The organism is Amycolatopsis sp. 3B14, from assembly GCF_050958625.1.
Classification (GTDB): Bacteria; Actinomycetota; Actinomycetes; order Mycobacteriales; family Pseudonocardiaceae; genus Amycolatopsis_E; species Amycolatopsis_E thermoflava.
Window position 1 is genome coordinate 38,652 of sequence record NZ_JBHZEN010000068.1, and the last position, 23,741, is coordinate 62,392.

Annotated in this window: 24 protein-coding genes; 7 read left to right on the forward strand and 17 right to left on the reverse strand. The window is 71.9% G+C overall.

Translation table 11 applies throughout. The features are described from left to right. Positions 1–409: 409 nt before the first annotated feature. The 4 genes from ACCP09_RS33210 to ctaD are packed head-to-tail and all read right to left on the reverse strand — an operon-like array spanning position 410 to position 4,634. On the reverse strand, positions 410–829 hold the full coding sequence (locus ACCP09_RS33210) for an OsmC family protein (protein ID WP_378334400.1): 420 nt from the start codon (positions 827–829) through the stop codon (positions 410–412). A 19-nt stretch (positions 830–848) separates the two neighbouring features. Next, a complete protein-coding gene (locus ACCP09_RS33215; RefSeq protein ID WP_027931999.1) occupies positions 849–1,604 on the reverse strand; it encodes a peptidyl-tRNA hydrolase in 756 nt (251 codons plus the stop codon). Further along, positions 1,601–2,824: a phosphoserine phosphatase SerB gene (gene serB / locus ACCP09_RS33220; RefSeq protein ID WP_037322629.1), complete on the reverse strand. Its 1,224-nt coding sequence runs from the start codon at positions 2,822–2,824 to the stop codon at positions 1,601–1,603. The genes ACCP09_RS33215 and serB overlap by 4 nt, the downstream gene beginning before the upstream one ends. 28 nt (positions 2,825–2,852) lie before the next feature. Next, positions 2,853–4,634 (reverse strand): aa3-type cytochrome oxidase subunit I, encoded by a 1,782-nt coding sequence (gene ctaD, locus ACCP09_RS33225; protein ID WP_027932001.1) that lies wholly within the window; start codon positions 4,632–4,634, stop codon positions 2,853–2,855. A 110-nt stretch (positions 4,635–4,744) separates the two neighbouring features. Here ctaD and ACCP09_RS33230 point away from each other — a divergent pair, with 110 nt between their 5' ends. Both ACCP09_RS33230 and ACCP09_RS33235 read left to right on the forward strand, forming a co-directional pair. Further along, on the forward strand, positions 4,745–5,578 hold the full coding sequence (locus tag ACCP09_RS33230) for an aminoglycoside phosphotransferase family protein (protein WP_167499010.1): 834 nt from the start codon (positions 4,745–4,747) through the stop codon (positions 5,576–5,578). Between the two features lie 10 nt (positions 5,579–5,588). Continuing rightward, positions 5,589–6,302 carry a maleylpyruvate isomerase family mycothiol-dependent enzyme gene (locus ACCP09_RS33235; RefSeq protein ID WP_433752708.1) on the forward strand — a complete coding sequence of 238 codons (714 nt, stop codon included), beginning with the start codon at positions 5,589–5,591 and terminating at the stop codon, positions 6,300–6,302. 662 nt (positions 6,303–6,964) lie between these two features. On the opposite strand, the gene ACCP09_RS33240 is transcribed toward ACCP09_RS33235, so the two are convergent. Then, complete coding sequence (locus tag ACCP09_RS33240; protein WP_378334397.1) at positions 6,965–7,717, reverse strand: alpha/beta fold hydrolase; 753 nt, start codon at positions 7,715–7,717, stop codon at positions 6,965–6,967. Between the two features lie 38 nt (positions 7,718–7,755). On the opposite strand from ACCP09_RS33240, the gene ACCP09_RS33245 reads away from it, so the two are divergent. Beyond that, positions 7,756–8,292 carry a GNAT family N-acetyltransferase gene (locus ACCP09_RS33245; RefSeq protein WP_433752710.1) on the forward strand — a complete coding sequence of 179 codons (537 nt, stop codon included), beginning with the start codon at positions 7,756–7,758 and terminating at the stop codon, positions 8,290–8,292. On the opposite strand, the gene ACCP09_RS33250 is transcribed toward ACCP09_RS33245, so the two are convergent. Both ACCP09_RS33250 and ACCP09_RS33255 read right to left on the reverse strand, forming a co-directional pair. Beyond that, a complete protein-coding gene (locus ACCP09_RS33250; RefSeq protein ID WP_017987348.1) occupies positions 8,289–8,588 on the reverse strand; it encodes a hypothetical protein in 300 nt (99 codons plus the stop codon). The two genes, ACCP09_RS33245 and ACCP09_RS33250, sit on opposite strands and share 4 nt — an antisense overlap. A gap of 16 nt (positions 8,589–8,604) precedes the next feature. Next, positions 8,605–10,038: an MFS transporter gene (locus ACCP09_RS33255; RefSeq protein WP_433752712.1), complete on the reverse strand. Its 1,434-nt coding sequence runs from the start codon at positions 10,036–10,038 to the stop codon at positions 8,605–8,607. Between the two features lie 126 nt (positions 10,039–10,164). On the opposite strand from ACCP09_RS33255, the gene ACCP09_RS33260 reads away from it, so the two are divergent. Beyond that, a complete protein-coding gene (locus ACCP09_RS33260) occupies positions 10,165–10,728 on the forward strand; it encodes a TetR/AcrR family transcriptional regulator (RefSeq protein WP_027932007.1) in 564 nt (187 codons plus the stop codon). Between the two features lie 1,067 nt (positions 10,729–11,795). Here the strand turns inward: ACCP09_RS33260 and ACCP09_RS33265 are convergent. Next, positions 11,796–12,920, reverse strand: a complete 1,125-nt coding sequence (locus tag ACCP09_RS33265) for an alkaline phosphatase family protein (RefSeq protein ID WP_433752714.1) — start codon at positions 12,918–12,920, stop codon at positions 11,796–11,798. A 57-nt stretch (positions 12,921–12,977) separates the two neighbouring features. Here ACCP09_RS33265 and ACCP09_RS33270 point away from each other — a divergent pair, with 57 nt between their 5' ends. After that, positions 12,978–13,184, forward strand: a complete 207-nt coding sequence (locus ACCP09_RS33270; RefSeq protein ID WP_017987344.1) for an FmdB family zinc ribbon protein — start codon at positions 12,978–12,980, stop codon at positions 13,182–13,184. Here the strand turns inward: ACCP09_RS33270 and ACCP09_RS33275 are convergent. The 7 genes from ACCP09_RS33275 to ACCP09_RS33305 form a co-directional block, all read right to left on the reverse strand. After that, positions 13,178–14,956, reverse strand: a complete 1,779-nt coding sequence (locus ACCP09_RS33275; protein ID WP_433752716.1) for a 3-hydroxyacyl-CoA dehydrogenase family protein — start codon at positions 14,954–14,956, stop codon at positions 13,178–13,180. The two genes, ACCP09_RS33270 and ACCP09_RS33275, sit on opposite strands and share 7 nt — an antisense overlap. Positions 14,957–15,482: 526 nt before the next feature. Next, positions 15,483–16,157 carry a dihydroxyacetone kinase phosphoryl donor subunit DhaM gene (gene dhaM / locus ACCP09_RS33280; protein ID WP_400984662.1) on the reverse strand — a complete coding sequence of 225 codons (675 nt, stop codon included), beginning with the start codon at positions 16,155–16,157 and terminating at the stop codon, positions 15,483–15,485. Further along, complete coding sequence (dhaL, locus tag ACCP09_RS33285) at positions 16,154–16,777, reverse strand: dihydroxyacetone kinase subunit DhaL (RefSeq protein ID WP_027932011.1); 624 nt, start codon at positions 16,775–16,777, stop codon at positions 16,154–16,156. The genes dhaM and dhaL overlap by 4 nt, the downstream gene beginning before the upstream one ends. 4 nt (positions 16,778–16,781) lie before the next feature. Continuing rightward, the gene (gene dhaK / locus ACCP09_RS33290; RefSeq protein WP_027932012.1) at positions 16,782–17,783 is read right to left on the reverse strand and encodes a dihydroxyacetone kinase subunit DhaK; all 1,002 of its coding nucleotides are present in this window, start codon (positions 17,781–17,783) and stop codon (positions 16,782–16,784) included. 35 nt (positions 17,784–17,818) lie between these two features. Beyond that, the gene (locus ACCP09_RS33295) at positions 17,819–18,811 is read right to left on the reverse strand and encodes a DUF3558 domain-containing protein (protein ID WP_378364093.1); all 993 of its coding nucleotides are present in this window, start codon (positions 18,809–18,811) and stop codon (positions 17,819–17,821) included. Between the two features lie 47 nt (positions 18,812–18,858). Continuing rightward, on the reverse strand, positions 18,859–19,131 hold the full coding sequence (locus tag ACCP09_RS33300; RefSeq protein WP_027932014.1) for a hypothetical protein: 273 nt from the start codon (positions 19,129–19,131) through the stop codon (positions 18,859–18,861). 13 nt (positions 19,132–19,144) lie between these two features. Further along, positions 19,145–20,845 carry a sodium:solute symporter family protein gene (locus ACCP09_RS33305; RefSeq protein WP_123683619.1) on the reverse strand — a complete coding sequence of 567 codons (1,701 nt, stop codon included), beginning with the start codon at positions 20,843–20,845 and terminating at the stop codon, positions 19,145–19,147. A gap of 186 nt (positions 20,846–21,031) precedes the next feature. On the opposite strand from ACCP09_RS33305, the gene ACCP09_RS33310 reads away from it, so the two are divergent. Further along, positions 21,032–21,232 carry a hypothetical protein gene (locus ACCP09_RS33310; RefSeq protein WP_157360635.1) on the forward strand — a complete coding sequence of 67 codons (201 nt, stop codon included), beginning with the start codon at positions 21,032–21,034 and terminating at the stop codon, positions 21,230–21,232. A 54-nt stretch (positions 21,233–21,286) separates the two neighbouring features. Here ACCP09_RS33310 and nucS read toward each other — a convergent pair whose 3' ends face one another. Beyond that, positions 21,287–21,946 (reverse strand): endonuclease NucS, encoded by a 660-nt coding sequence (nucS, locus tag ACCP09_RS33315; protein ID WP_026153883.1) that lies wholly within the window; start codon positions 21,944–21,946, stop codon positions 21,287–21,289. A gap of 46 nt (positions 21,947–21,992) precedes the next feature. Between nucS and ACCP09_RS33320 the strand changes: the two genes are divergently transcribed. After that, the gene (locus ACCP09_RS33320; protein WP_209440873.1) at positions 21,993–22,520 is read left to right on the forward strand and encodes an NUDIX domain-containing protein; all 528 of its coding nucleotides are present in this window, start codon (positions 21,993–21,995) and stop codon (positions 22,518–22,520) included. On the opposite strand, the gene ACCP09_RS33325 is transcribed toward ACCP09_RS33320, so the two are convergent. Beyond that, positions 22,465–23,628 (reverse strand): MFS transporter, encoded by a 1,164-nt coding sequence (locus ACCP09_RS33325; protein ID WP_027932017.1) that lies wholly within the window; start codon positions 23,626–23,628, stop codon positions 22,465–22,467. The two genes, ACCP09_RS33320 and ACCP09_RS33325, sit on opposite strands and share 56 nt — an antisense overlap. Positions 23,629–23,741: the final 113 nt, after the last annotated feature.

Consider the following 23,741-nt stretch of genomic DNA (forward strand, 5'->3'; position numbering starts at 1 on the left):
ACCTCACCGCCGCGACTCCCACCCTCACCGCCGCGACTCCCACGCTCACCGAAGCGAATCCCCGCCCACCCCCGCGAGTCCGACCCTCAGCACCGCGAGTCCCACATTCAGCGGCGCGAGCCACGCCCACCGGCGCGAGCCCTACCCCCAGCACCGCAAGTCCCACGCCCACCGGCGCGAGCCGTACCGCCAGCACCGCGAGTTCCACCATCAGCCGCGCGAGTTCCACCTTCAGCCGCGCGAGCCCCACGCCCAGCGCCGCGAGCGCCACCCTCAGCGGCGGGAGTCAGCAGCGCGAGTTCCCCGCCAGTGCCGCGAAGCTCCGCGCTCGGCGCACCCGAACCATCCCCGGCGCAGGCCGGGCACTCACGTGAGGGCCCGCGTCCCCAGCCGCCAGCCCCCGCCTGTTCTACCGGCGCGAGCCGTCCTCCGGTCCACCGGCGAACTCCTCAGTCACCGGGATCCCCTTCTTCAGCGTCCGCGACACCGTGCACAACCGCTCGACGGCCCGGTCCACCGCGGCCACCAGCTTCTCCCGCTCGTCGTCCGCCAGTGTCGACAGGTCGACGTCGAAGAGCACGTGCACCGCGTCCAGTTCGGACGCGCCCTCGCGGCGGTCGGCGGTCACCGCAACCCGCAGCGGCGCGTCGGTCCGGCGGGTGATCAGCTCCTCGGCAGTCACCGCGGCGCAGCCGGCCGCCGCGATCTGCAGCAGCTCCGCGGGCGAGAACGACCCGGGCGCGCCCTTCCGCCCGATCCGCACTGTCGCGCCACGCTCGTTGCGCCCGACGAACTCGTGCTCGCCCTCGCGGCGGACGTCCAGGCTCACTCGCACTCCTCGATCGGGGTCAACGCCACTGGGCGAGGACCGTGACGGTCCCGGGGTCGACCTCGGTGAACCCGGCGTCCCGCACGGCGACGACCCGCCGCTCGCGCCAGGCCGCCGCGGGGTCGTCTCCCGGGTGCAACTGCTTCCACTGGTCCACGGTCGCGGTCCGCACCGCGCACGCGTAGCCACGCTCGGCCCACGCGGCCAGTTCGTCGTCGCCGAGGAGCGAGGCGAGGATCATCGTGCCGTGGCCGACCTGGGCGGCCGCCTTGCCGACGGTCATCGCGACCTCGGGGTTGAGCAGCAGCAACGGCAGGTCGTCCGGGGCGGGCCCGGGCTCGTCGGGCGGCAGGTCGCTGCCCGAGATCTGCAGGCGGCTGATCTCCTTCGGCACGTCGACCACGCGGCCCGGCACCAGCGCCCGGACCTCGGCTCCCTCGACCGAAACGGTCACGCCCGGGAAGTCCTGCGCCGCGACCCAGTGCGCGCCCCGCGCTCGGCGGGCGACCTTCCGGATGTGCCCGGCGACCCAGTCGTGCACCGGCTCGTGCCACTCCCCGCCTGGCTGCGCGCGTTCGTCCAGGCAGACGGCGAGCGCCGCGGTGGCGGCGGCTTCGAGCAGCGGGGTGCGCGACGGCGGTTCAGCCTTTTCCAGCCGCAGGATCACCGGCATCGCCCGGACCTGCTCGGGCGAGGCCTCCGGCAGGGCGGTCTCCTCCGCGGGCAACCCGAGCCAGGTGGCGTACCTGGCGGCCAGCGGGTCGAGAACGCTCATGGCCGGGCGAGCGAGAGGCCGTCGGCCGCGTCGGCGGCCTCGACCTCCGCGCGGCTGACGCCGAGCACGAACAACACGGCGTCGAGGTACGGGTGGGACAGCGCGGTGTCCGCGACCTCGCGCAGAGCGGGCTTCGCGTTGAACGCGACCCCCATGCCGGCCGCCTTGAGCATGTCGATGTCGTTGGCGCCGTCACCGACCGCCACGCACTGGGCGAGCGGGATGCCGTAGTGGTCGGCGAACCGGCGCAGCGCCGTCGCCTTCCCGGCCCGGTCGATGATCTCGCCGACGACCCGGCCGGTGAGCTTGCCGCCCACCACCTCCAGCTCGTTGGCCGCGACGAAGTCGAGCCCGAGCTGGTCGGCGATCGGCTGGATGATCCGCGTGAACCCCCCGGACACGACACCGCAGCGGAACCCGAGCCGCTTGAGGGTCCGGACGGTGGTGCGCGCGCCCGGGGTCAGCTGGATCTGCTCGCCCACCTCGTCGAGCACCGACTCGGGCAGCCCGGCCAGCAGGCCGACCCGCCGTTCGAGCGACTCGGTGAAGTTCAGCTCACCGCGCATGGCGGCCTCGGTGATCTCGCGGACCTTCGGCTCGACCCCGGCGTGCGCGGCCAGCATCTCGATGACCTCGCCCTGGATGAGGGTCGAGTCCACGTCGAACACGATCAGGCGCTTGGCCCGCCGCGCGAGCCCGCCGCGCTCGATGGCGATGTCCACGCCGCCCGCGGACGCGACGTCCGCGACCGCGGCCCGCAGCTCGGTGTCGGCCTGTTCGGTGTCGTCCGCGACCGACAGGTGCACCTCGAGCCCGGTGACCGGGTAGTCGGCGATGCGCCGGATTGCGTCGATGTTGGCGCCGAGCGCGGCCAGCCTGCCCGCGAAGTCGGTGAACGCGCGGGCGGTCAGCGGCCGCCCGAGGATCACGGCGACGTGCGTCGAGCCCTGCCGGGCGGGGGCGAACGGGTCTTCCCCGATCTCGTCCCCGACCCGGACGTCGACGTGCATGGCCACGCTGGCCATCGCCTGCTCGACGGACTCCTGCAAGCCCTCCGGGTCGTCGGCCACCGCGACCAGCACACCGAGGGTGAGCCGGCCGCGGATGACGACCTGTTCGACGTCAAGCATCTCGACACCGTGCCGCGTGAGAGCGGCGAAGAGCACCGACGTGACGCCCGGCTTGTCCGGACCGGTCGTCGTGATCAGCACCGGCGTCATGGTCTCGTTCCTACCCGGACGCCGCGGATCACTGCTCGCTCGCGTTGTCCTTGTCGTGGTCGCCCGGGATGACCGCGTCGGTGAGGGCCTGCGACGGGGCCTTGACCCCGGCGTGGACCTTCGGCTTGCCGAAGAAGCCGATCTCACCCTCGTGGTGCATCCGCTCGACCATGTGCGGGTAGTGCAGCTCGAACGCCGGGCGCTCGGACCGGATCCGGGGCAGCTCGGTGAAGTTGTGCCGCGGCGGCGGGCACGAGGTGGCCCACTCCAGCGAGTTGCCGTAGCCCCACGGGTCATCCACCGTGACGAGCTCGCCGTAGCGGTAGCTCTTGAACACGTTGTAGATGAACGGCAGGGTCGACGCGCCCAGGATGTAGGCGCCGATGGTCGAGATCGTGTTCAGCGTGGTGAAGCCGTCGCTGGCCAGGTAGTCGGCGTAGCGGCGCGGCATGCCCTCGGCGCCCAGCCAGTGCTGCACCAGGAAGGTGCCGTGGAAGCCGAGGAACGTGGTCCAGAAGTGCAGCTTGCCCAGCTTCTCGTCCAGCATCCGCCCGGTGATCTTCGGGAACCAGAAGTAGATGCCTGCGAAGGTCGCGAACACGATCGTGCCGTAGAGCACGTAGTGGAAGTGCGCCACCACGAAGTAGCTGTCGGACACGTGGAAGTCGATGGCCGGGGCGGCCAGCAGGATGCCGGTCAGACCACCGAAGAGGAAGGTCACGAGGAAGCCGACCGAGAAGATCATCGGCGTCTCGAAGCTCAGCTGGCCCTTCCACATGGTGCCGATCCAGTTGAAGAACTTGACACCGGTCGGGACCGCGATCAGGAAGGTCATGAAGGAGAAGAACGGCAGCAGCACGGCGCCGGTGGCGTACATGTGGTGCGCCCACACCGCGACCGACAGCGCCGCGATGCCCAGCGTCGCGAAGACCAGGCCCTTGTAGCCGAAGATCGGCTTGCGCGAGAACACCGGGATGATCTCGGAGACGATGCCGAAGAACGGCAGCGCGACGATGTACACCTCGGGGTGCCCGAAGAACCAGAACAGGTGCTGCCAGAGGATCACGCCGCCGTTGGCCGGGTCGAACACGTGCGCCCCGATGTGCCGGTCGGCCATCAGGCCCATCAGCGCCGCGGTGAGGATCGGGAAGGCGAGCAGCACCAGGATGCTGGTGACCAGGATGTTCCAGGTGAAGATCGGCATCCGGAACATGGTCATGCCGGGCGCGCGGAGGCACACGATCGTGGTGACCATGTTGACCGCGCCGAGGATGGTGCCCAGACCGGAGACCGCGAGGCCGGCGATCCACATGTCCGCGCCGATGCCCGGCGAGTGGATGGCGTCCGACAGCGGGGTGTAGGCGAACCAGCCGAAGTCGGCGGCGCCCCCCGGGGTCAGGAAGCCGGAGACGGTGATGATGCCGCCGAACAGGTACAGCCAGTAGGAGAAGGCGTTCAGCCGCGGGAACGCCACGTCCGGCGAACCGATCTGCAGCGGCATGACGAAGTTCGCGAAACCGAACAGGATCGGGGTCGCGTACAGCAGCAGCATGATCGTGCCGTGCATGGTGAACAGCTGGTTGTACTGCTCCTGCGACAGGAACTGCTGCCCTGGGCGCGCCAGCTCGGTGCGGATCAGCATCGCCATCGCGCCGCCCACCATGAAGAAGGCGAACGACGTGACCAGGTACATGATGCCGATCTGCTTGTGGTCCGTCGTGCGGAACAACCGCAGCAGCAACGAACCCTTGGCCTCCTGTCGCGCCGGGTACGGACGCGTGACAATCGGCTGCGGGGCTACGGCTGTCACTCCTGCCTCCAAGATCCTCTTCGGTGTGTCAGCGGCCGCGGCGACGCGACCAGTCCGGATCGTATCCCTCGCCCCCGACACAGGTGCGCACCGGCTGGGAAGATCACGCCATGGAAGACCGCCACACGACCGCCGCCGTGGCGGCCGCGGTCGAGGTCGGGCAGCGGTTCCGGTTGCCCACCGAGCACCCGGAAGTGCTGGCCACGCGGTCGAACGTGCTGGTGAGGCTGGGTGCGGTCGTGGCGAGGGTGCCCGGGACGACGCTGGTCGCGCGGCCTGGGGTGCTCCAGTCGCTGGCGCGCGAAGTGGCACTCTCGTCGTTCCTCGAGATGCGGGACGCACCGGTCGTGCCGCCGTTCGAAAGCCCAGGTCCGCACGTCGCGAACGGTCTTCCGGTCACATTGTGGCGTTTCACACGTCACGACCCGGATCACGTCTTCGCGCCCGGCGAGGTGGCCTGGTCGCTGGCCGAACTGCACGCCGCGCTGCGGGATTTCCGCGATCCGCTGGACGCGCCGGGGCCGCTGGCGGAGGCCCGGTCCTGGATCGCGCGGTTCGACCTGCCGGTGGAGCTGGCGGATGAGGTCGACGCCCTGGAGGCGGCGCTGCCGGACGGCCGGGCGCAGGCTCTGCACGGCGACGCGCACCCGGGGAACCTGCTGGCCACGGCGAGCGGGCCGCGCTGGGTCGACTTCGAGGACACCTGGGCCGGGCCGGTCCTCTGGGACCTGGCATGCCTGGCGCTGACCACGCGGCTGGACGGCCGCGCCGCGGTCGCCGCGTACCCCGGCGCGCCGGATCCGGACGAGCTGGCGCCCTGGCTGCGGCTGCGCGACCTGTTCGGGGTGTGCTGGCGGTTCGCGATCGCGCGCCGCTTCCCGGACAGGTTGCCGGAAGCGCAGGCTGACCTGCGGCGATTCAAAACTGTCGGTGGGTCCCGCTAGCTTTCCGGGCATGGAGAAGTCCGGGTACCTCACGGCGTTGCGCAGGGACGGCGGCCGCTTGGCGGAAGCGGTGCGAGACCTGCGTGCGCCGGTGGCGGCGTGCCCGGGCTGGGACGTGGCCGAGCTGGTCTGGCACACCGGCGAGGTCCACTGGTTCTGGCGGCAGATCGCGTCCGGAGCGGTTCCCGGGCCGGACGACTACCGGGAACCGCCGCGGCCGGCGGACGACGAGCTGGTGACGTGGTTCGCCGAGGGTGTCGAGGCGCTGGCCGGCGCCTTGGCTGCGCTCGATCCGGCCGAGCCCAGGTGGACGTGGGCGGAGCGGAAGGACGCGGGGTTCATCCAGCGCCGGATGGCCCAGGAGACGGCGGTGCACTGCTGGGACGCGCTGTCGGCGGCGGGGCGGGACGAACCGATCGAGCGGGAGCTCGCGGTGGACGGGATCGACGAGTTCCTGCGGTTCTTCCTCCCGGACGCCCCGCCGGCCGGCTTCCGGGCGGGCGTGCACCTGCACGCGACGGACGGTCCGGGCGAGTGGCTGGTCCGGCCGTCCGCCGCGGGCTGGTCGGTGACGGGCGAGCACCGCAAGGCCACGACGGCGGTGCGCGGGACGGCGTCGGACCTGTTGCTGCTGTTGTGGCGCCGGAAGGGCCCCGAAGAGGTCGAGGTACTCGGCGACGCCGGGGCCCTGGAGGAGTTCGTTGATGTTTCTCAACTGAATTAGCCGGGTGGGTGCTGGTCGCCGGATCAGCGAGCCGCTCGAGGCGGGCTGGGACGCGCAGGGGGCGTTCCGGCGCCGGGTGGCTTGCGCGCTGCCGCCCGGCGGCACCGTGCGCGCGACGGTCCGCGGTGGGCAGCGACTCTCCCCCAGCGCGCTGCCCGGCGACGCAGCGCGCATCTCGGCCGAACACCGTCACGCGAAGGGCCACCAGCCCAAGATCACCTCCATGACCATGACCGGCGCCTCCCGGGCCGCGAGGTGGCCGCCATCGGACACGACTGCCCCGCATCAACCAGCCGACTCTCCCCGCAACCTGCGAACGCGGCGAACACGACCGAGCACCTTCACACGAAGGGCCACCAGCCCAGGATCCACATGAAGGGCCACCGGCCCAGGATCGCCTCGGTGACCATGGCCAGCGCCTCCACCGCCGTCAGATGACAGCCGTCAGGGCACGACCACGCAACAGCCAGCGGACTACCCGTCACCGGCAAGGGCAACGCGCCCACACCCGACGCCCTCACTCGAAGGGCCTCAGCCCAACCCGGCGACCACCACCGGCACCCCCAGCGCTGTGAGCCCGGCGGCCGACGGACACGACTCCCCAGCAGCCGGCCGACTTCCCCGTGATCGGCAAAGGCGACGCGAACCTCCGCCGAGCACCTTCACACGAAGGGCCACCAGCCCAGGATCGCCTCGGTGACCATGGCCGGCGCTTCCAGCGGCGTGAGGTGCCCGGCCTGGGGCACGACCACCAGTTCGCCGCTGGGCAGCGTCTCGGCCATCGCCTGGGCGCCGTCGGGTGGGGTGAGTCCGTCGTCCTCGCCCACGATCACCAGGGCGGGCACGTCGGTGGCGGCCAGCAGCGCGGTGGAGTCCGGCCGGTCGGCCATCGCGCGGGCTGCCCATGCCACACCCGCCGGGGGCTGGCTGTCGATGAGGTCGCGCACCGTCTCGACCACGTCCGGGCGGGTCTCGCGGGTCTCGGCGCTGAGCACGTTCGGCAGCATGGCCTCGGCGAGCCAGCCGGTCACGCCCTCCGACTCCGCGCGCTGCGCGAGGTCCCGCCGGGCCTGGGCCGCCTCCGGCGCGTCCGCGGTCGCCTTCGTGTCGATGAGGACCAGCCCGGCGACGCGCTCGGGCGCGGCGCGCAGCACGGCCATGGTCACGTAGCCGCCCATGGAGCAGCCGCCGAGCACGACCTGCTCCAGTTCGAGCTTGTCGAGCAGGGCGACCACGTCCCGGGCGGCGTCGTCGAGGCTGGGCTCGCGGTCGGACCCGGGCAGCGGCGTCCGCCCGAGGCCCCGCTGGTCGGGCGTGATCAGCCGGTGCCGGGTGGTCAGACCGCCGCGGACGGGGTTCCACATGCGGGCGTCCACCGGGAAGGCGTGGAGGAGGACCAGGGGAAGATCAGCCATACCGAGATTGTGCTGGACCGGCGCGCTACCGTCGCCCTGTGAGCGTCGAGTGGCGGGAGATCCGCACTGACCGCCTGTTGCTGCGGCCACTGGGCCCGGAGGACCGGGACGACGTCGTCGAGATCCAAACCGACCCGCGGACCAACCGCTACCACCCCGCGCCGCCCGGCGAGGAGGAGACCGAGGTCAAGCTCACGGCCTGGCTCGAGCACTGGAAGGCCCACGGGTTCGGCTACCTCGCGGTGGTGTCGCTCGCCACCGGTGGGGTCGCGGGCATCGGCGGGCTGCAGCACCTGGAGTTCGGCGGCGCCCGGCTGCTGAACCTCTACTACCGCTTCCGGCCCGAGGCGTGGGGTCGCGGCTACGCGACCGAGATGGCGCGGGCGGTGGTCGACTGGGCGGAGCGGGAGCTGCCGCAGTTTCCGGTGCAAATCAGCGTGAACATCGCCAACGAGCCGTCACTGCGCGTCGCGGAGCGGCTGGGGTTCACCGCCTACACCGAAACCTTCTACGACGGCGCCGTCTCCCGCCACTTCCGGAAGCTCCCGAAGCCTGAAGACGCGCGGCGGGCCTAGAAACGCTTGCGCGTCGGGCCGCGGCGGCCGCGCGCGTCCCAGCAGGCGCGGTGCCAGTGCCTGCGATCGGCCACCGAGCCGAGCTCGTCGGCGGGCCAGGCCACCACGTGCGGCACGCCGGGCTGGATCTCGTGGTCGCACCCGGGGCAGCGGTACACCTTGGTCGCCTGGCTGCCCGGGACGCTGCGCACCAGCCAGTCACCGTCCGGACCGGACTCGGCGTGCGCCCAACCGGGAGCCGCCCCGGCGCGGTCGGCGTCGGGGCGGCCACGGTGTGGTCGGTTGCGGCGGGGCACCCGGCCACGGTAACGCCTACGCGGCGCGGTCCGCGTCGCGGCGGAAGGTGAGTGCCACCACGAAGGTGAGGCACGCGATCACCACCGAGCCGATGAACGCGGCCGTCATCCCAGTAACCAGCACGTCGTGCGGCGAGCCGGTCGCGGTGCGCGTGGCCGTGCCGAAGATGGTGACCAGGATGGCGAGGCCGAGGGTCGCACCGGTCTGCTGCATCGTCTGCAGCACACCGCCCGCGGCGCCGGCGTCCCGCGCCGGGACGCTGCCCATGATGATCACGTTGAGCGGTGAGAAGGCCAGTCCCATGCCCAGTCCCATGAGGACCATCGGGCCGAGCACACCGGTCAGGTAGGCGGTGCCGGTTCCCAGCTGCGTCAGCCAGCTCACCCCGGCGATCATCGACAGCGTCCCGGCGATCGCGACCGGCTTGGGCCCGAACCGGGGCAGCAGCCGCGGGATGGCCCGGCTCAGCGCGAACACCAGCAGCGCCATCGGCAGGAACGCGAACCCGGTGCCGAGCGCGTTCATGCCCCGCACGTCCTGCAGGTACTGGGTGAGGAAGAAGAACATCGACATGCCGGCCATCGGGCCGAGGAAGAAGTTGGCGTAGGCGGCGGCGCGATTGCGGTCGGCGAACAACCGCAGCGGCAGCAGCGGTTCGGCGGTGCGGACCTCGACGGCGAGGAACGCGCCGAGCAGCACCAGCCCGACGATCAGCGAGACCAACGTCAGCGTGTCCGACCAGCCCGCCTCGGCGGCGCGGATGAAGCCGTAGACGAGGGCCGCCACGCCCACCGTCCCGGTCACCGCGCCGGGCAGGTCGAGCCGTGCCCGCTGCCGCGGCGGCTCCACCACGAACCGGGCCGCCAATGCGGCCACCACCAGTCCGAACGGCACGTTGATGAACAGCACCGCCCGCCACGACAGCCACTCGGTGAGCAGCCCGCCGAGGATGAGGCCGACCGCGAACCCGGCGCTGGACATGCCGGAGAACAGGGCGAGCGCGCGCAGCCGGGCGCGGGCTTCGGTGATGGTCGTGGTGAGCAGGGCCAGCGTGCTCGGCCCCGCGGCGGCGGCGCCGAGGCCCTGCGCGATCCGCGCCACGATCAGCCACTCGGCCGATCCGGCCAGACCGCCGGCGAGTGAGGCGACGGTGAACAGCAGCACGCCGCCGACGAACATCCGCTTGCGGCCGAAGAGGTCGCCGGCGCGTCCGCCGAGCAGCAGCAGACCGCCGAATACGAGGGTGTAGCTCGACATCACCCAGCTCAGCGAGGCCGCGGTGAACCCGAGGTCAGCCTGGATCCGGGGCAGCGCGACGTTCATGACGGTGATGTCGAGGACGATCATCAGCTGGCAGGTGAGCAGGGTTGCCAGCACCACGCCGGGGCGTGGCCGCGCCGCGGTCGCGGCGACAGCCGTGCCGGACGCGGGCAGCGTTGTCTCGGACAAGAAGTCTCCATCGAAGAGGACGACAGAAGCGGACGGACTCTCCGCTTCAATGGAGCTAGCATATGGAGAACGTCTCCGGTTGCGCAAGGGTATCCGGAGAATGTGTCCGGTTTTGGGGTGAGGCGCATGACGGCACCGCGGCCGATGCGGGCTGACGCGCGGCGCAACTACGAACGGATCCTGGTCACGGCGCGCGAGGCGTTCCGGGAGCACGGACCGGACGCCCCGCTGGACGACATCGCGCGCCGGGCCTGCGTGGGCGCGGGCACCCTCTACCGGCACTTCCCGACCAGGGAGACGCTCATCGAAGCCGTCTACCGCGACGACATCGAGCGGCTGAGCTCCGCCGCGCACCGGTTGCTGGAGGAGCACGAGCCGGCGGAGGCGCTGGAGCTGTGGATGCGCGAGCAGGTCGCGTTCGTGCTGCACAAGCGCGGGCTGGCGGCCACGCTGAAGGCGGCGATGGACCGGGATTCCGAGACCTTCGCCGTGTGCAAGACGCTGATCAACGACGCCGCCGCGGTGCTGCTCAGCCGGGCGCAGGAAAGTGGCGCCATCCGCGACGACGTGCGACCGCGCGACCTGCTCCTGCTCGGGCACGGGGTGGGCGTGGCCGCGGAAGGCAACGACGAGACGGCCGAGCGGCTGCTCACCGTGCTGCTCGACGGCCTGCGCCGGCCGAAGCCCTGAGCCGGCGGGGATTCCGCATCGAACGGCTCAGCCCCGAAATTCCACGCCCGAGGCACACGGCCGACAGGAGTTCGACGGCGGCAGGCGGCTCCCCGCTTGGCGGAAATCCAGCCGCCGGGATTCCACGGCAAGGGGAATCCGGCCGACCGGGCCGTGCGCGCCGTTGAAGCATCGCGCCTCGCTCTCCTGGCGATTGCCCACCGCTGAGGCGCCGGTTCCGCCCGGGCTCCTGTCAGTCGTGATCGGGCCAGGTGGGCGGGGCGGAGCCGCTCGCTCGGTGACCGCCGGCGGGTCAGGCGCTCAGCGCCCCGCCGGTGGCGACGGCCAGCGGCACCAGCCGTTCAGAGCCCACCGGTGAGTAACCGCCAGCGGGGCCAAGCACTCATCGCCCCGCCGGCGCGCAACCGCCAACGGCACCCGCCGCCCAGCGCCCCCACCGTGCGCCATCACCAGCGGGGCCAGTCCCTCGGCCCCTGAACAGCGCGCAACCGCGAGCGGGACCAGCCGCCCAGCGCTACAACCGTGGGCGACCGGCCGGCGAACCCCCGCCCCCGGCGGCTCAGCGGTGCGCGATCGCCAACGGGAACCAGTCGCCCACCCCCCTCCACCGTGCACAATCGCCAGCGGGCCAGGCGCTCGGCGCCCCGCCGGTGCGCAACCGCCAGCGGCACCAGCCGTTCAGAAGCCCACCGGTGAGTAACCCGCCAACGGCACCCACCGCCCAACGCCCCCACCGTGCACAATCGCCAGCGGGGCCAGGCGCCCAGCGCCACAACCCTGGGCGACCGGCCGGCGAACCCCCGCCCCCGGCGGCTCAGCGGTGCGCGATCGCCAACGGGAACCAGTCGCCCACCCCCCTCCACCGTGCACAATCGCCAGCGGGCCAGGCGTTCAGCGCCCCGCCGGTGCGCGATCGCCAGCGGCACCAGCCGTTCAGAAGCCCACCGGTGAGTAACCCGCCAACGGCACCCACCGTCAACGCCCCCACCGTGCGCCATCGCCAGCGGGGCCAGGCGCCCAGCGCCACGACCGTGGGCGACTGGCCGGCGAACCCCGCCCCCGGCGGCTCAGCGGTGCGCGATCGCCAGCGGGACCAGTTGCTCGGCGGGCGTCATGGAGCCGTGTTGGCCGATCAGTTTCGACTCCAGCGGCTCGGCGGTGCGCCGCAGCATCCCGAAGTCGTCCCGGGCGGCGGCTATCACGTCGCCGAAGCGGGGGCGCACCCGGTCGCTCACGCGTGGCCCCAGCCAGCCCGCCGCGATCGCCTCGTCCCGGCGCGTCACCCACGCCCGCGGACCCAGCACCGAGCGCCACGTGGCCAGCACGTCCTCCGTCGCCCCGGGCTCGGTGTACACGTGCCGCACCCGCGGGTCCCCGCCGAACGCCCGCACCCCGGACCGCAACTCCGGCGTCACGTCGATGTCGATCACGTTGGCGCCCAGCGCGACCATCCCGTGGTCGGCCACCACGGCCAGCACCCGGCCGGGCGGCAGACCGTCCACAAGCAACTCGACGAGCCGGTCGACCTGCTTCAGCTGCATCACCCACGCCGGCGAACCCGGGCCGTACCGGTGGCCGAGCTCGTCCAGCTGGCCGTGGTAGGCGTAGCAGAAGCCAGGCGACTCGCGCAGGGCGCGCAGCGTCTCCGCGGCCAGGTCGCCCATCGCGTACACGCCGCGGTACTCCGCGCCGCGCTGCACCGCCCGCGTCAGCGGCGAGTTCGCGAACTTCGCCTCGGCCACCACCACCGCCTCGACGCCCGCGGCGGCCGCCCGCTCGAACGTCGTGGGCAACGGCTGGACGTCCTCTGGCCGCAGGTCCAGCTCGCCGCCACCGGGGTGCTCGCGCCAGCGCAGGGCGTTGAGCACACCGCAACCGGGCACCTCGAACGTGTACCCCGCCATGCCGTGCTCCCCCGACGCGACTCCGGTCCCGATCGCGGCCAGCCCGGCGACCGTCGTCGACGGGCAGCCGACCGTCAGCGTCGCCTTCGCCAGCTCGGTCAGCACCGGCGCGTCGTCGGCGTGCGCGCGCAGCAGCTCCGAACCCAGACCGTCGATCAGCAACACACAGACGCCGGCGGCATCGGGCAGGCCGAGCGTGTCGACGCAACCGGGCACACCCAGCGTCGCGAGGACCGACGGCACCACCTCGGCGAGATGCCCCTGGCCGGACAGCGTTGGCAGCTCCACATGGTCAGCTTGGCAGGAAAGTGGCTCCGTGCGCACGCCTTGCCCGATAATGACCACATGCCGACCTACGCCTACCGCTGTCGCGAATGCACCGGCACCTTCGAGGTGAACCGGCCGATGAGCGAGTCGAGCGCGCCCGCGACCTGCCCCGAGGGCCACACGGACACGGTCAAGCTGCTCACCACCGTCGCGCTGACCGGTTCCGCCGCGGGCGCGCCCGCGGGCGGCGGTTGCTGCGGCGGCGCCTGCGGCTGCGGTCACTGAGCGGTGTAGTCCGCGAACCCCTTCCCCGTCTTGCGGCCCAGCCGCCCGGCGGTGACGAGGTGCTCCAGCAGCGGCGCGGGCGCGAAGCCCTCCTCGCGGAACTCGTTGAACAAGGTCCGCTGGATCGCCAGCGACACGTCGAGCCCGACGACGTCCAGCAGCTCGAACGGGCCCATCGGCAGCCCGCACCCGACCTTCATCGCGGTGTCGATGTCCGCGGCCTGCGCGTAGTGCGCCTCGAGCATCTTCACCGCGTCGTTCAGGTACGGGAAGAGCAGCGCGTTCACGATGAAGCCGGCCCGGTCGCCGCAGTGCACCGGGTGCTTGCCGATCGCCGCGCAGACCGCGTGCGCGGTGGCCACCACGTCGGGTGCGGTGGCGATCGTGCGCACCACCTCGACCAGCTTCATCACCGGCGCCGGGTTGAAGAAGTGCAGCCCGACCACGTCCCCGGGGCGCTCGGTCGCGGCCGCGCACTCGATCACCGGCAGCGACGAGGTCGTCGTCGCGAGGATCGCGCCAGGCTTCGCGACCGCGTCCAGTGCGGCGAACACCTCCTGCTTGACCGCGAGGTCCTCGGCCACCGCCTCGACCACCAGGTCCACATCGGACAGCGCGTCGAAGCCGGCGACCGGCGTGATCCTGGCCAGCGCGGCGGCGCCGTCGGCCTCGGACAGCTTGCCCTTCGACACCGCCCGGTTCACCGACTTCGCGATCCGCGCCACCGCGGCCTCGGCCTTCTCGGTGGTGCGGGCGCGGAGCACGACGTCGTACCCGCGCTTGGCGAACACCTCCGCGATCCCGGTCGCCATCGTGCCGGTGCCGATCACGCCGACCGCCCGCACCGCCCGCACCTCACCGGGGTCCACGGGTGCGACGCCGGGCGCCGAGTCGACGACGACCGGTGAGTCCGGGCCCTCGTAGGTGTAGAACCCGCGACCGGACTTCCGGCCGAGCAGGCCCGCGGTGATCATCTGCTTGAGCAGCGGCGCGGGCGCGTGCAGGCGGTTGCGCGACTGCCGGTACATCGACTCGAGGATCTCGTAGGCGGTGTCCAGCCCGATCAGGTCGAGCAGCGCGAGCGGGCCCATCGGGTACCCGCAGCCGAGGCGCATCGCCGCGTCGAGGTCCTCGCGCGTGGCGTAGCGCTGCTCGAACATCCGCACCGCGTGGTTCAGGTAGCCGAACAGCAGGGCGTTGGCGATGAACCCCGCGCGGTCGCCGATGACGACCGGCGTCTTGCCGAGGCGCTCGGCGAACCCGGTGACGTCGGCGATCACGTCCGGCTCGGTGACGACGGTCCGGACGATCTCGACCAGCCTGAGCACGGGCGCCGGGTTGAAGAAGTGCATCCCGACGACCTTGCCCGGGCGCGAGGTGTGCACGCCGATCTCGGTGACCGACAGGGACGACGTGTTCGACGCGAGGACCGCGCCGGGTCCGACGATCTTGTCCAACTGGGCGAACACCTCGGCCTTGAGGTCGAGGCTCTCCGGGACGGCCTCGATGACCAGGTCGGCTTCGGCGAGCTCGGTCAGCGACGTGGTGTAGGTGATGCGGGCCAGCAGAGCCGCGCGGTCGTCCTCGTCGAGCTTGCCGCCGGTGAGCGCGCGGGCCGTGGACTGCTCGACGTGCCCGCGGGCGCGCTCCACCGCCTCGGAGTCCACCTCGACGCCGATCACCCGGATGCCGCTGCGGGCCAGGACCTCCGCGATCCCGGAGCCCATCGTGCCGAGCCCGACCACGCCTGCCGTTTCGATCGTCCGCGCCATAGCGGCCTCCGGGTTACTCGTCGGTAGCCCTCGATGGTGCCACGCGCGGCGACCGGACGGGAGGTGTATCGAATCAGGTGCACCCGCGCGAGTTCCACCGCCGCTCGGCTTGGTACCGGAAGACGGGCGGCGGGGTGGACGCGGAGCGCAGTCCGGCCGGATGCGGGTGCCGATCGTGAAGGTGGGACTTGCGGTGGCGAGTGCAGAACAGGCGGCCAGGAGCGTCGGACTCGCGCCATGAGCGGTGGGACTCGCGCGCCGGAGCATAGAACTCGCGCGCCAGAGCGTGGGACTCGCGGCGGTGAGCGTGGGACTCGCGGCGGCGAGTGCAGAACTGCGACCAGCGGCGCGGGCTCGCGGGCCAGGGACGCATGGCTCGAGACCGCGAGCGCCGCGCTCGCGACCGCCAGCGCGGCACGGCCGGCAGCGCGGGGCTCGCGGTCAGGACAGCGGCGCCGCGGTCAGGAGCAGGTGGCGGCGCCGCGAGGGCCGCGTGCGGCCCAGCGGCGAAACGACCGGCGAACCGTCAGGCGGGGTCGCCGAAGTTGTCCTCCACCAGGTCCTGCACCACGCGCAGCGCCTCGGCCGCCTGGGGGCCGCCCGCACACACCTCGATCCGGTCGCCCTTCCGTGCGCCGAGCGCCATCAGCGCCAGCACGCTGTGCGCGTCGGCCTCCTGGTCGCCCAGCCGCACGCTCACCTCGGCCTCCAGCGCGGCCAGGCTGCGCGCCAGCACCGCTGCGGGGCGGGCGTGCAGGCCCACCTCGTTGGTCAGCGTCAGCTCCACGCAGTCCGTGGCCTGCTCCGCCGGCGTGCCCAGCTCCGGGGGCGCGGCGGCCGCCGCGGCGGCGTCCAGCACCCCGGCCCGGTCGGCTCCGTTCTGGGCCGCCACCGCCGCCGCGACCGTGCCCTCCACCAGCGGCGCGTCCGCCACCACGACGGCGGTCGGGTCGGCCAGCGATTCGACCGCGAGCTCCGCGGTCATCTGCGCGCTGCCCAGGTCGTACAGCAGCACGACCCCGGACCCGGAATCGGCGCGCTGCACCGCCGCCACCACCGAGTCGTAGTCCGTGCCGATCCCGCCGCCGGGCAGCCCGCCCGCGGGCACGATCGTCACGTCGGGCGCCATCTGCGCGGCGACCTCGGCGACCCCTTCGGCGAGTTTCGCGCTGTGCGACACCAGCACCAGGCCGACGCTCATCGGGCCGCCTCGGCGAACGCGGCGAGCAGCAGCGCCGTCGAGCGCGCACCCGGGTCGAGGTGTCCAGCGCTGCGCTCGCCGAGGTAGGACGCCCTGCCCTTCCGCGCGACGAGGTCCACAGTGGACTCGGCGCCGGTGGCCGCGCCCTCGGCGGCCGCCGACAGGACCGCCGCGACGTCCCCGCCGCCCGCCTTCTCCGCCGCCGCGACCGCGGGCAGCAGCGCGTCGACCATCGTCTTGTCGCCCTCGACCGCCTTGCCGCGCGCCTGCACGCCTTCCAGTCCCGCCCGCAACGCGGCCACGACCTCCGCCGCGCCCAGCTCCGGCTGGTTCGACACCACCGTCGACGCCCGCAGGAAAGCCGTGCCGTACAACGGCCCCGCCGCGCCGCCGACCTTCGAGATCAGCGTCGTCGCCGCGAGCTTGAGCACCCCGCCCGGCGTCTCCGGCAGGGCGTTGTCCAGCGCGGCCACCACGGCCTGGAACCCGCGGTTCATGTTCTCGCCGTGGTCACCGTCCCCGATCGCCCGGTCGAGTTCGATCAGCTCGGCGCGGTGCTCGGCGATCACGGCCGCGGCGCCGCGCAACGCGTTCGCGACGCCCTCCGGCGTGCATCCCATGTCCTCAGGCCTTCCAGCGCAGTGCGGCGGTGTTCACCGGCGCGTCCCACAGTTCGGTCAGCTCGTCGTCGAGCTTCAGCAGGGTCAGGCTGATGCCCTGCATCTCCAGGCTGGTGATGTAGGGGCCCACCAGCCGGCGTTCGACCATGATGCCGCGATCGGCCAGCAGCCGCTCGGCGATGCCGTGCGCGAGGTACAGCTCGACCAGCGGGGTGGCGCCCATCGAGTTGGTGAACAGCAGCACCCGGTCGCCCTCGGTGAACGGCAGGTCCTCGACGAGCGCCCCGACCATGCGCGCCACCAGCTCGTCGGCGGGCTCGGCCTTGATCCGCTCGCGGCCCGGCTCGCCGTGGATGCCGATGCCGAACTCGATCTCGTCGGCGCCGAGGTCGAAACTGGGCTCGCCGACGTGCGGCACGGTCGGCGCGGTGAGCGCGACCCCGATCGACCGGACCTGGCCGATGACCTTGCGCGCCAGCGCTTCCACTGCGTCCAGCGAGTCGCCCCGCTCGGCCGCGGCGCCGGCGATCTTCTCCAGCAGCACCGTGCCGCCGACGCCCCGGCGTCCCGCGGTGTAGGTCGAATCGGCGACCGCGACGTCGTCGTCGATCACCACGCTGCGCACGTCCAGGTCCTCCGCCGCGGCCAGCTCGCCCGCGGTCTCGAAGTTCAGCACGTCACCGGTGTAGTTCTTGACGATCAGCAGGGCGCCTGCCGCGCCGGTGGTCGCGCTGATGGCGGCCTGCACCGCGTCCGGCGTCGGCGAGGTGAACACCGCGCCGGGCACCGCCGCGTCGAGCATGCCGAGGCCGACGAACCCGCCGTGCAGCGGCTCGTGCCCGGACCCGCCGCCGGAAATCACCGCGACCTTGCCGTCCACCGGCGCGTCGGCACGCACGACCACGTTCGGGTCCTCCTGAACACGCAGGATGTCCGCGTGCGCGGCGGCCAGCCCGCGCAGCGACTCGGTGACCACGTCGGCCGGATCGTTGATGATCTTCTTCATGCCCGCCTCCTGACTCCGTCGTCGCCCCTTTCCTATCAGGACTTGGGCAGCTTGGGCAGGATCGTGTCGACGATGCGCCGTGCTTTCCCGCACGAGTCGTCCCCGGCGGCGTCGTCGTGGAAGTTGTCGTACTCGAACTTCACGACCTCGCCCTCGCCGTCGCCGGTCCGCAAGTGGGTCCACGCGATGGTGCAGCTGTTGCCCGCCGTGGTCCGTTTCTCCTGGTAGCCGGTGATCCCGCCGCCCAGGTCGACCCGCGTGCCGTCGTCGCCGTCGGATGGCTCGACGGCCTCGGAGATCCGCAGGTAGCCGGTGGCGTTGCCGCCCGACCAGTGGCACTCGTGTAGGCCGCCGGGCCGCTTCTCGGTGCTGCGGCCGAGGACCTCGGTGGCGACGGTGTCGTCCACCAGCGCGCACGGGTCGAGCGGCACGGCCGAGTTCGCCGCGCGGGTCATCCGGGGCGGCGAGCCGTGCATCTCGGCGACGACCTCGCGGATGACGGTCAGCCCGGTGCCGCAGGCGTCCCCGCCCTGGTAGGTGACCTGGACGGAGATGCCGATGGCCGGCGTCTCGGAGGTGACCGCGGTGACCACGCAGCCTTCGTTCTCGGCGGTGTCCGGGTCGTCCAGGTCGCTCTCGACGATCGGCAGGCCTTCGACGGTGCCGACCGGGGTCGTGGAGGACAGCAGGAGCGTCTCCCCCATCGTGAGGCTCAGCCGGGCCTCCTTGCCTCCCGCGTCGGTGACCTCGACGGCGCAGCCGTCCAGCCCGGTCGAGTGGAGGCTGTCCTCGACCGGCGTGCCGACGCCGGTGACGGTGTCGCCCTGCAGCACCCCGCACGGGTCGACGGTGCGCAGCGCGTCCATGCTGACCGCGGCGTCGTCGACCGGACCGGTGGCGGCGCTGGTCTGCGTGACGGTCGTGCGCGGGAAGTTCTGCTTGCCGAGGTCCGGTCCGGCGCACGCGGAAACGGTCAGTGCGAGCAGGACCACGGGGACGAAACGGCGAGGCCGGGCGACATGGTGCACGCGGTGCACCGTAGCCGCCCGGCCTCGCCGGGATGTTCCGAACCTGCCTATTCGGCCGGGGTCTCGTCGCTTTCCGACACCGGGACGCGGATCGGCCGCAGCACGGCCCACAGCACGAACAGGGCGGTGAAGATCAGCATGCCGATGCCGGACCACAGGTTGATGTTCACGCCCGCCGCCTTCTGCAGCTCGGCGTCGTCGGTGAACGCGATGCCCATGATCGTCAGGACCGCGCCGTAGACACCGGTCAGCAGCGCGATGATCAGCCGGATGTCGAACGCGCCTGCCCGGCGCGTCCGCACGGGGGTTTCGCTAGCCATGTCTGCCAACCTCCTAGAAGGCGATGTTCAGCGCGATCGTGAGGACCAGGACAATGCCCGCGAGCAGGCCCGGGTTGCGGTACCAGCCCGCGTCCTCGCCGGTGGTGGAGCGCTTGAGCGACTCCCGCGGGGTCAGCGAGTAGACCAGGCCGGTCAGCTCGGAGGCCTCGCGCGGCTTGGTCACCATGGTGACCGCCACGCTGACCGCGATGTCGACCACGAACGCCGCCCCGGCGCCGATGAAGCTGGCGCCCTGGCCGGGCAGGTCCCACACGCCGGTCTCGGCGAGCAGGAACACCACGATGGCCGACGCGGTGCCGGACAGCAGACCGATCCAGGCCGCGGCCGGGGTCATGCGCTTCCAGAACATGCCGAGGATGAACGTGGCGAACAGCGGCGCGTTGAAGAACGAGAACAGCTGCTGCAGGTAGTCCATCAGGTTCGAGTACTGCGACGCGATGGCCGCCGTGCCGATGGCCAGGATCGTCGCGCCCGCGGTGACCCAGCGGCCCATGTTCAGGTAGTACGAGTCCGGCTTGTCCTTCTTGATGTAGGCCTGCCAGATGTCGTACGTGAACACCGTGTTGAACGAGCTCAGGTTCGCCGCCATCCCGGCCATGAAGGAGGCCAGCAGACCGGCGATGGCGACCCCGAGGACACCGTTGGGCAGCAGGTCGCGCATCAGCAGCAACAGCGCGTCGTTGAAGGTCGCGCCGCTGGGCGCGGAGCCGCCGTCGATCAGGGCCTGCTTGTTCTCGCCCTGCAGCTCGGTCACGGTGACCGCGGCGATCATGCCCGGGATGATCACGATGAACGGGATCAGCATCTTCGGGAACGCGCCGATGATCGGGGTGCGCTGCGCCGCCGACATGCTCTTCGACGCCATCGCGCGCTGGACCTCGACGAAGTTCGTCGTCCAGTAACCGAAGGACAGCACGAACCCGAGACCGAACACCAGGCCGAGCACGGACAGGAAGTTGCTGCCGAAGCCGGTGAGCTGGTTGCCCGGCCAGGATTCCAGCTGGGCCGCGCCGCCGGGGCCGCCGGTGACCTTGTCGACCAGGCCGTCCCAGCCGCCGACCTTGTAGAGGCCGACGATCGTCAGCGGCACCAGCGCGGCGACGATGACGAAGAACTGCAGCACCTCGTTGTAGATCGCGGCGGACAGGCCGCCGAGCGCGGTGTAGGCGAGCACGATGACGGCGGCGACGACGATCGACACCCAGATCGGCCAGCCCAGCAGCAGGTTCACCACGCTGGCCAGCAGGTACAGGTTCGCGCCCGCGATGAGGATCTGGGCCAGCGCGAAGCTGATGCCGTTCGTCAGGTGGGCGCCGGTGCCGAAGCGACGCCGCATGAACTCCGGCACGCTGCGGACCTTCGACCCGTAGTAGAACGGCATCATCACGATGCCCAGGAACAGCATCGCCGGGATCGCGCCGATCCAGAAGTAGTGGGCCGTCGGCAGGCCGTACTGCGCGCCGTTGGCCGACATCCCCATCACTTCGATGGCGCCGAGGTTGGCGGAGATGAAGGCGAGCCCGGTGACCCAGGCGGGCAGGGAACGGCCGGACAGGAAGAAGTCGATGCTGCTCGACACCTGTTTCCGGGCCAGGTAGCCGATGCCGAGCACCAGCACGAAGTAGAACGCGAGCAACACGTAGTCGATCGCGTGCGCATCAAGTCGCAGGTTCGCTGCGGCTAGGACGGGCACCGATGCCACCTCCGGGAGTCCAACATCTCCGAACAAAAATCACCACGATCGAGTGACGAGCGCACATTACTACGCGGTATCCCAGCCGTGCACGCCAGCGGGCGCGCCTTGACCGTGTCGAGATCAAACCGGTGACAACCCAACAGCGCGGCGTCACCCGGCGCAACTCGGCGCCCGATCGTGATCGTGATCCACGTCATGGGAGGTGCGAAACGCCGCGGAAAGCGCCCGTTACCCGGCGGCAATGCGCCTTCGATTGCATTCAGCGGTCGCCGGGTACGGCGGCGTACCACCGTTGACAATTTTCGAGGGAGGACCCCGGTGAGCCTGAACGACCTGGTCTACGGCCTGATCAACCTGGTCAGCGCGATCGTCAACAGCCTTTGATGTGAACGGGGATTCGCCGCACCACGTCCGGCGTGGTGCGGCGGATCCGCGTGTTCAGAACAGGCGGAGATCGTCGGATTCGGTGCCGCGGAGGGCGTCGTAGTCCAGGGTCAGGCAGCGGATGCCGCGGTCCTCGGCCAGGGTGCGCGCCTGCGGCTTGATCAGCTGCGCGGCGAACACGCCCTGCACCGGCGCCAGCAGCGGGTCGCGGTTGAGCAACTCCAGGTAGCGGGTCAGCTGCTCGACGCCGTCGATCTCCCCGCGGCGCTTGATCTCCACCGCCACCGAGCCGCCGTCGGCGTCGCGGGCCAGGATGTCGACCGGCCCGATCGCCGTCGGGTACTCGCGGCGGACCAGCGTGTACCCCTCGCCGAGCGTGGTGATGTGCTCGGCCAGCAGCTCCTGCAGGTGCGCCTCGACGCCGTCCTTCTGCAGGCCCGGCTCGGCGCCCAGGTCGTGGCTGATCTCGTCGATCCGCTCTTCGATGGTGATGACGAGCTTTTCGCCCGCCTTGTTCTGCACCGTCCAGACGTCGCCGTCCTCGATGAGCCAGCACGGCGGGCTCATCCAGTTCAGCGGCTTGTAGGCGCGGTCGTCGGAGTGCACCGACACCGAGCCGTCCGCCTTGATGAGCAGCAGCCGGGTGGCCATCGGGAGGTGGGCCGTCAGACGGCCGGCGTAGTCCACTTGGCAACGAGCGATCACGAGACGCACCCGGCGAGGGTAGAAGATGCTTCGGCAGACTGGTCGCGTGGATCCCATCGAACGGCTCGGCTCCCGCGAGGTGTACCGGAACAACTGGATGACGGTGCGCGAGGACGACATCCGCCGCCCGGACGGCTCGACCGGCATCTACGGCGTCGTCGACAAGCCGGACTACGCGCTGGTCGTCCCGCTGGACGGCGACCGGCTGCACCTGGTCGAGCAGTACCGGTACCCGCTCGGCCTGCGGCGCTGGGAGTTCCCGCAGGGCACCGCGCCCGGGCTGGCCGAGCTGGACCCGCTGGAGCTGGCGGCGCGGGAGCTGCGGGAGGAGACCGGGCTGGTGGCCGGTTCGCTGACCGACCTCGGGCTGCTGGACGTCGCGCCGGGCATGTCGAGCCAGCGCGGCCGGGTCTACCTGGCGACGGAGCTGGTCGAGGGCCCGCACGAGCGCGAGCACGAGGAACAGGACATGCGCACGGCGTGGTTCAGCCGGGACGAGTTCGAGAAGATGATCGCACGCGGGGAGATCACGGACGCCCAGTCGATCGCGGCGTACGGGCTCCTGCTGCTGCACGAACGCTGACCATCGCGACGGCGCCGAGGAGCGGGCCGGCCGACAGCAGCGTGACCGCGTCGCGCCAGCCGGTGAGGTCGGCGAGCAGCGGGAGCAGCTGGATGGTGATCGCGCTGACGACGAACCCGGCGGCGGTCATCGCGGTGAGCGCGGTGCCGGCGTAACGCGGGTCGGCGACCTCGGACAGGGCCGCGGAGAACTGCGCGGAGTCGGCGATCACGGCGGCGCCCCACACGAGCAGCAGCGGCGCGAGCAGGGGCGTCCCCCAGGCCGCGACGGAGAGCAGACCGCAGGCGGCGCTGGTGAGCATGGCGCCGGTGGTGACTGCTGCGCGGCCGAATCGGTCGGCGAGGACGCCGCCGAGCAGCGCCCCGGCGACGCCCGCGACGCCGATGGTGGCGAAGGTGTCGCCGTCGCCCGCGGCCGCGACGTAACTGGGCAGCCAGGCCCACAGCGCGTACAGCTCCCACATGTGGCCGAAGTAGCCGAGGCAGACCAGGCGTTGCGCCCGGTCGCCTGCCATGCGGAGCAGGTAGCGGGGTTCCCATGGCGGCGACGGGCGCCAGTCCGGCCCTGGCCGGACCAGGGTGAGGGCGATCGGGGCGGCGAGGAGGGCCAGTGTCGCGGCGATGAGCAGGGCGGTCCGCCAGTGGCCGGTGCCGCCGAGAAGGCTGGGCAGCGCGGAGCCGAGGGTCAGCGCGCCGACGAGCACACCGAGCGCGGTCCCGCGCTGACGCGGAAACCAGGAGACGACGATCTTCATGCCGACCGGGTAGACGGCCGCGAGGGCGAACCCGGTGACGAACCGGAGCGGGGCGGCCGCCGCGGCCCCGGCCGACGGGAACGCGAACGTGGCGGCCGCGCCAAGCGCACTGCCCGCGGCGACGAGGACCTGCGGCCGCGTGCGATCGGCGAGGTTGACCGCGGCGGAGACGACGGCGCCGGTGGCGAACCCGAGCTGCACGGTGATGGTCAGGAGGATCCCCGCCTGCCGCGAGAGGCCCCACTCCGCGCGGAGCGCCGGGACCACGGTGGACGCGGAGAACCAGAGGCTCATGGCGAGCACCTGCACGAGGGCGACGAGGGCCAACTGCGGTCCGCGCCGCCGGAGGATCACGTCGTCGTGCTTATTGGCGGTGGGTCGGCGCGGTCAATCGCGGGGCGCGGTGCTTCATCCGATCGCGTGGAACCGGTCCCAGGCCGTGGAACGCGGGGTCCCGTCTCGGCGAC

Bases quoted from the DNA above. Each gene is read 5' to 3' on its own strand.
- ACCP09_RS33275 (WP_433752716.1), bottom strand. From the start codon at position 14,956: ATGGCGCGGACGATCGAAACGGCAGGCGTGGTCGGGCTCGGCACGATG.
- serB (WP_037322629.1), bottom strand. From the start codon at position 2,824: ATGACGCCGGTGCTGATCACGACGACCGGTCCGGACAAGCCGGGCGTC.
- dhaK (WP_027932012.1), bottom strand. From the start codon at position 17,783: ATGAAGAAGATCATCAACGATCCGGCCGACGTGGTCACCGAGTCGCTG.
- ACCP09_RS33300 (WP_027932014.1), bottom strand. From the start codon at position 19,131: ATGGCTAGCGAAACCCCCGTGCGGACGCGCCGGGCAGGCGCGTTCGAC.
- ACCP09_RS33240 (WP_378334397.1), bottom strand. From the start codon at position 7,717: ATGGCTGATCTTCCCCTGGTCCTCCTCCACGCCTTCCCGGTGGACGCC.
- ACCP09_RS33235 (WP_433752708.1), top strand. From the start codon at position 5,589: ATGGAGAAGTCCGGGTACCTCACGGCGTTGCGCAGGGACGGCGGCCGC.
- ACCP09_RS33215 (WP_027931999.1), bottom strand. From the start codon at position 1,604: ATGAGCGTTCTCGACCCGCTGGCCGCCAGGTACGCCACCTGGCTCGGG.
- ACCP09_RS33270 (WP_017987344.1), top strand. From the start codon at position 12,978: ATGCCGACCTACGCCTACCGCTGTCGCGAATGCACCGGCACCTTCGAG.
- dhaL (WP_027932011.1), bottom strand. From the start codon at position 16,777: ATGGGATGCACGCCGGAGGGCGTCGCGAACGCGTTGCGCGGCGCCGCG.
- ACCP09_RS33230 (WP_167499010.1), top strand. From the start codon at position 4,745: ATGGAAGACCGCCACACGACCGCCGCCGTGGCGGCCGCGGTCGAGGTC.
- ACCP09_RS33260 (WP_027932007.1), top strand. From the start codon at position 10,165: ATGACGGCACCGCGGCCGATGCGGGCTGACGCGCGGCGCAACTACGAA.
- dhaM (WP_400984662.1), bottom strand. From the start codon at position 16,157: ATGAGCGTCGGCCTGGTGCTGGTGTCGCACAGCGCGAAACTCGCCGAA.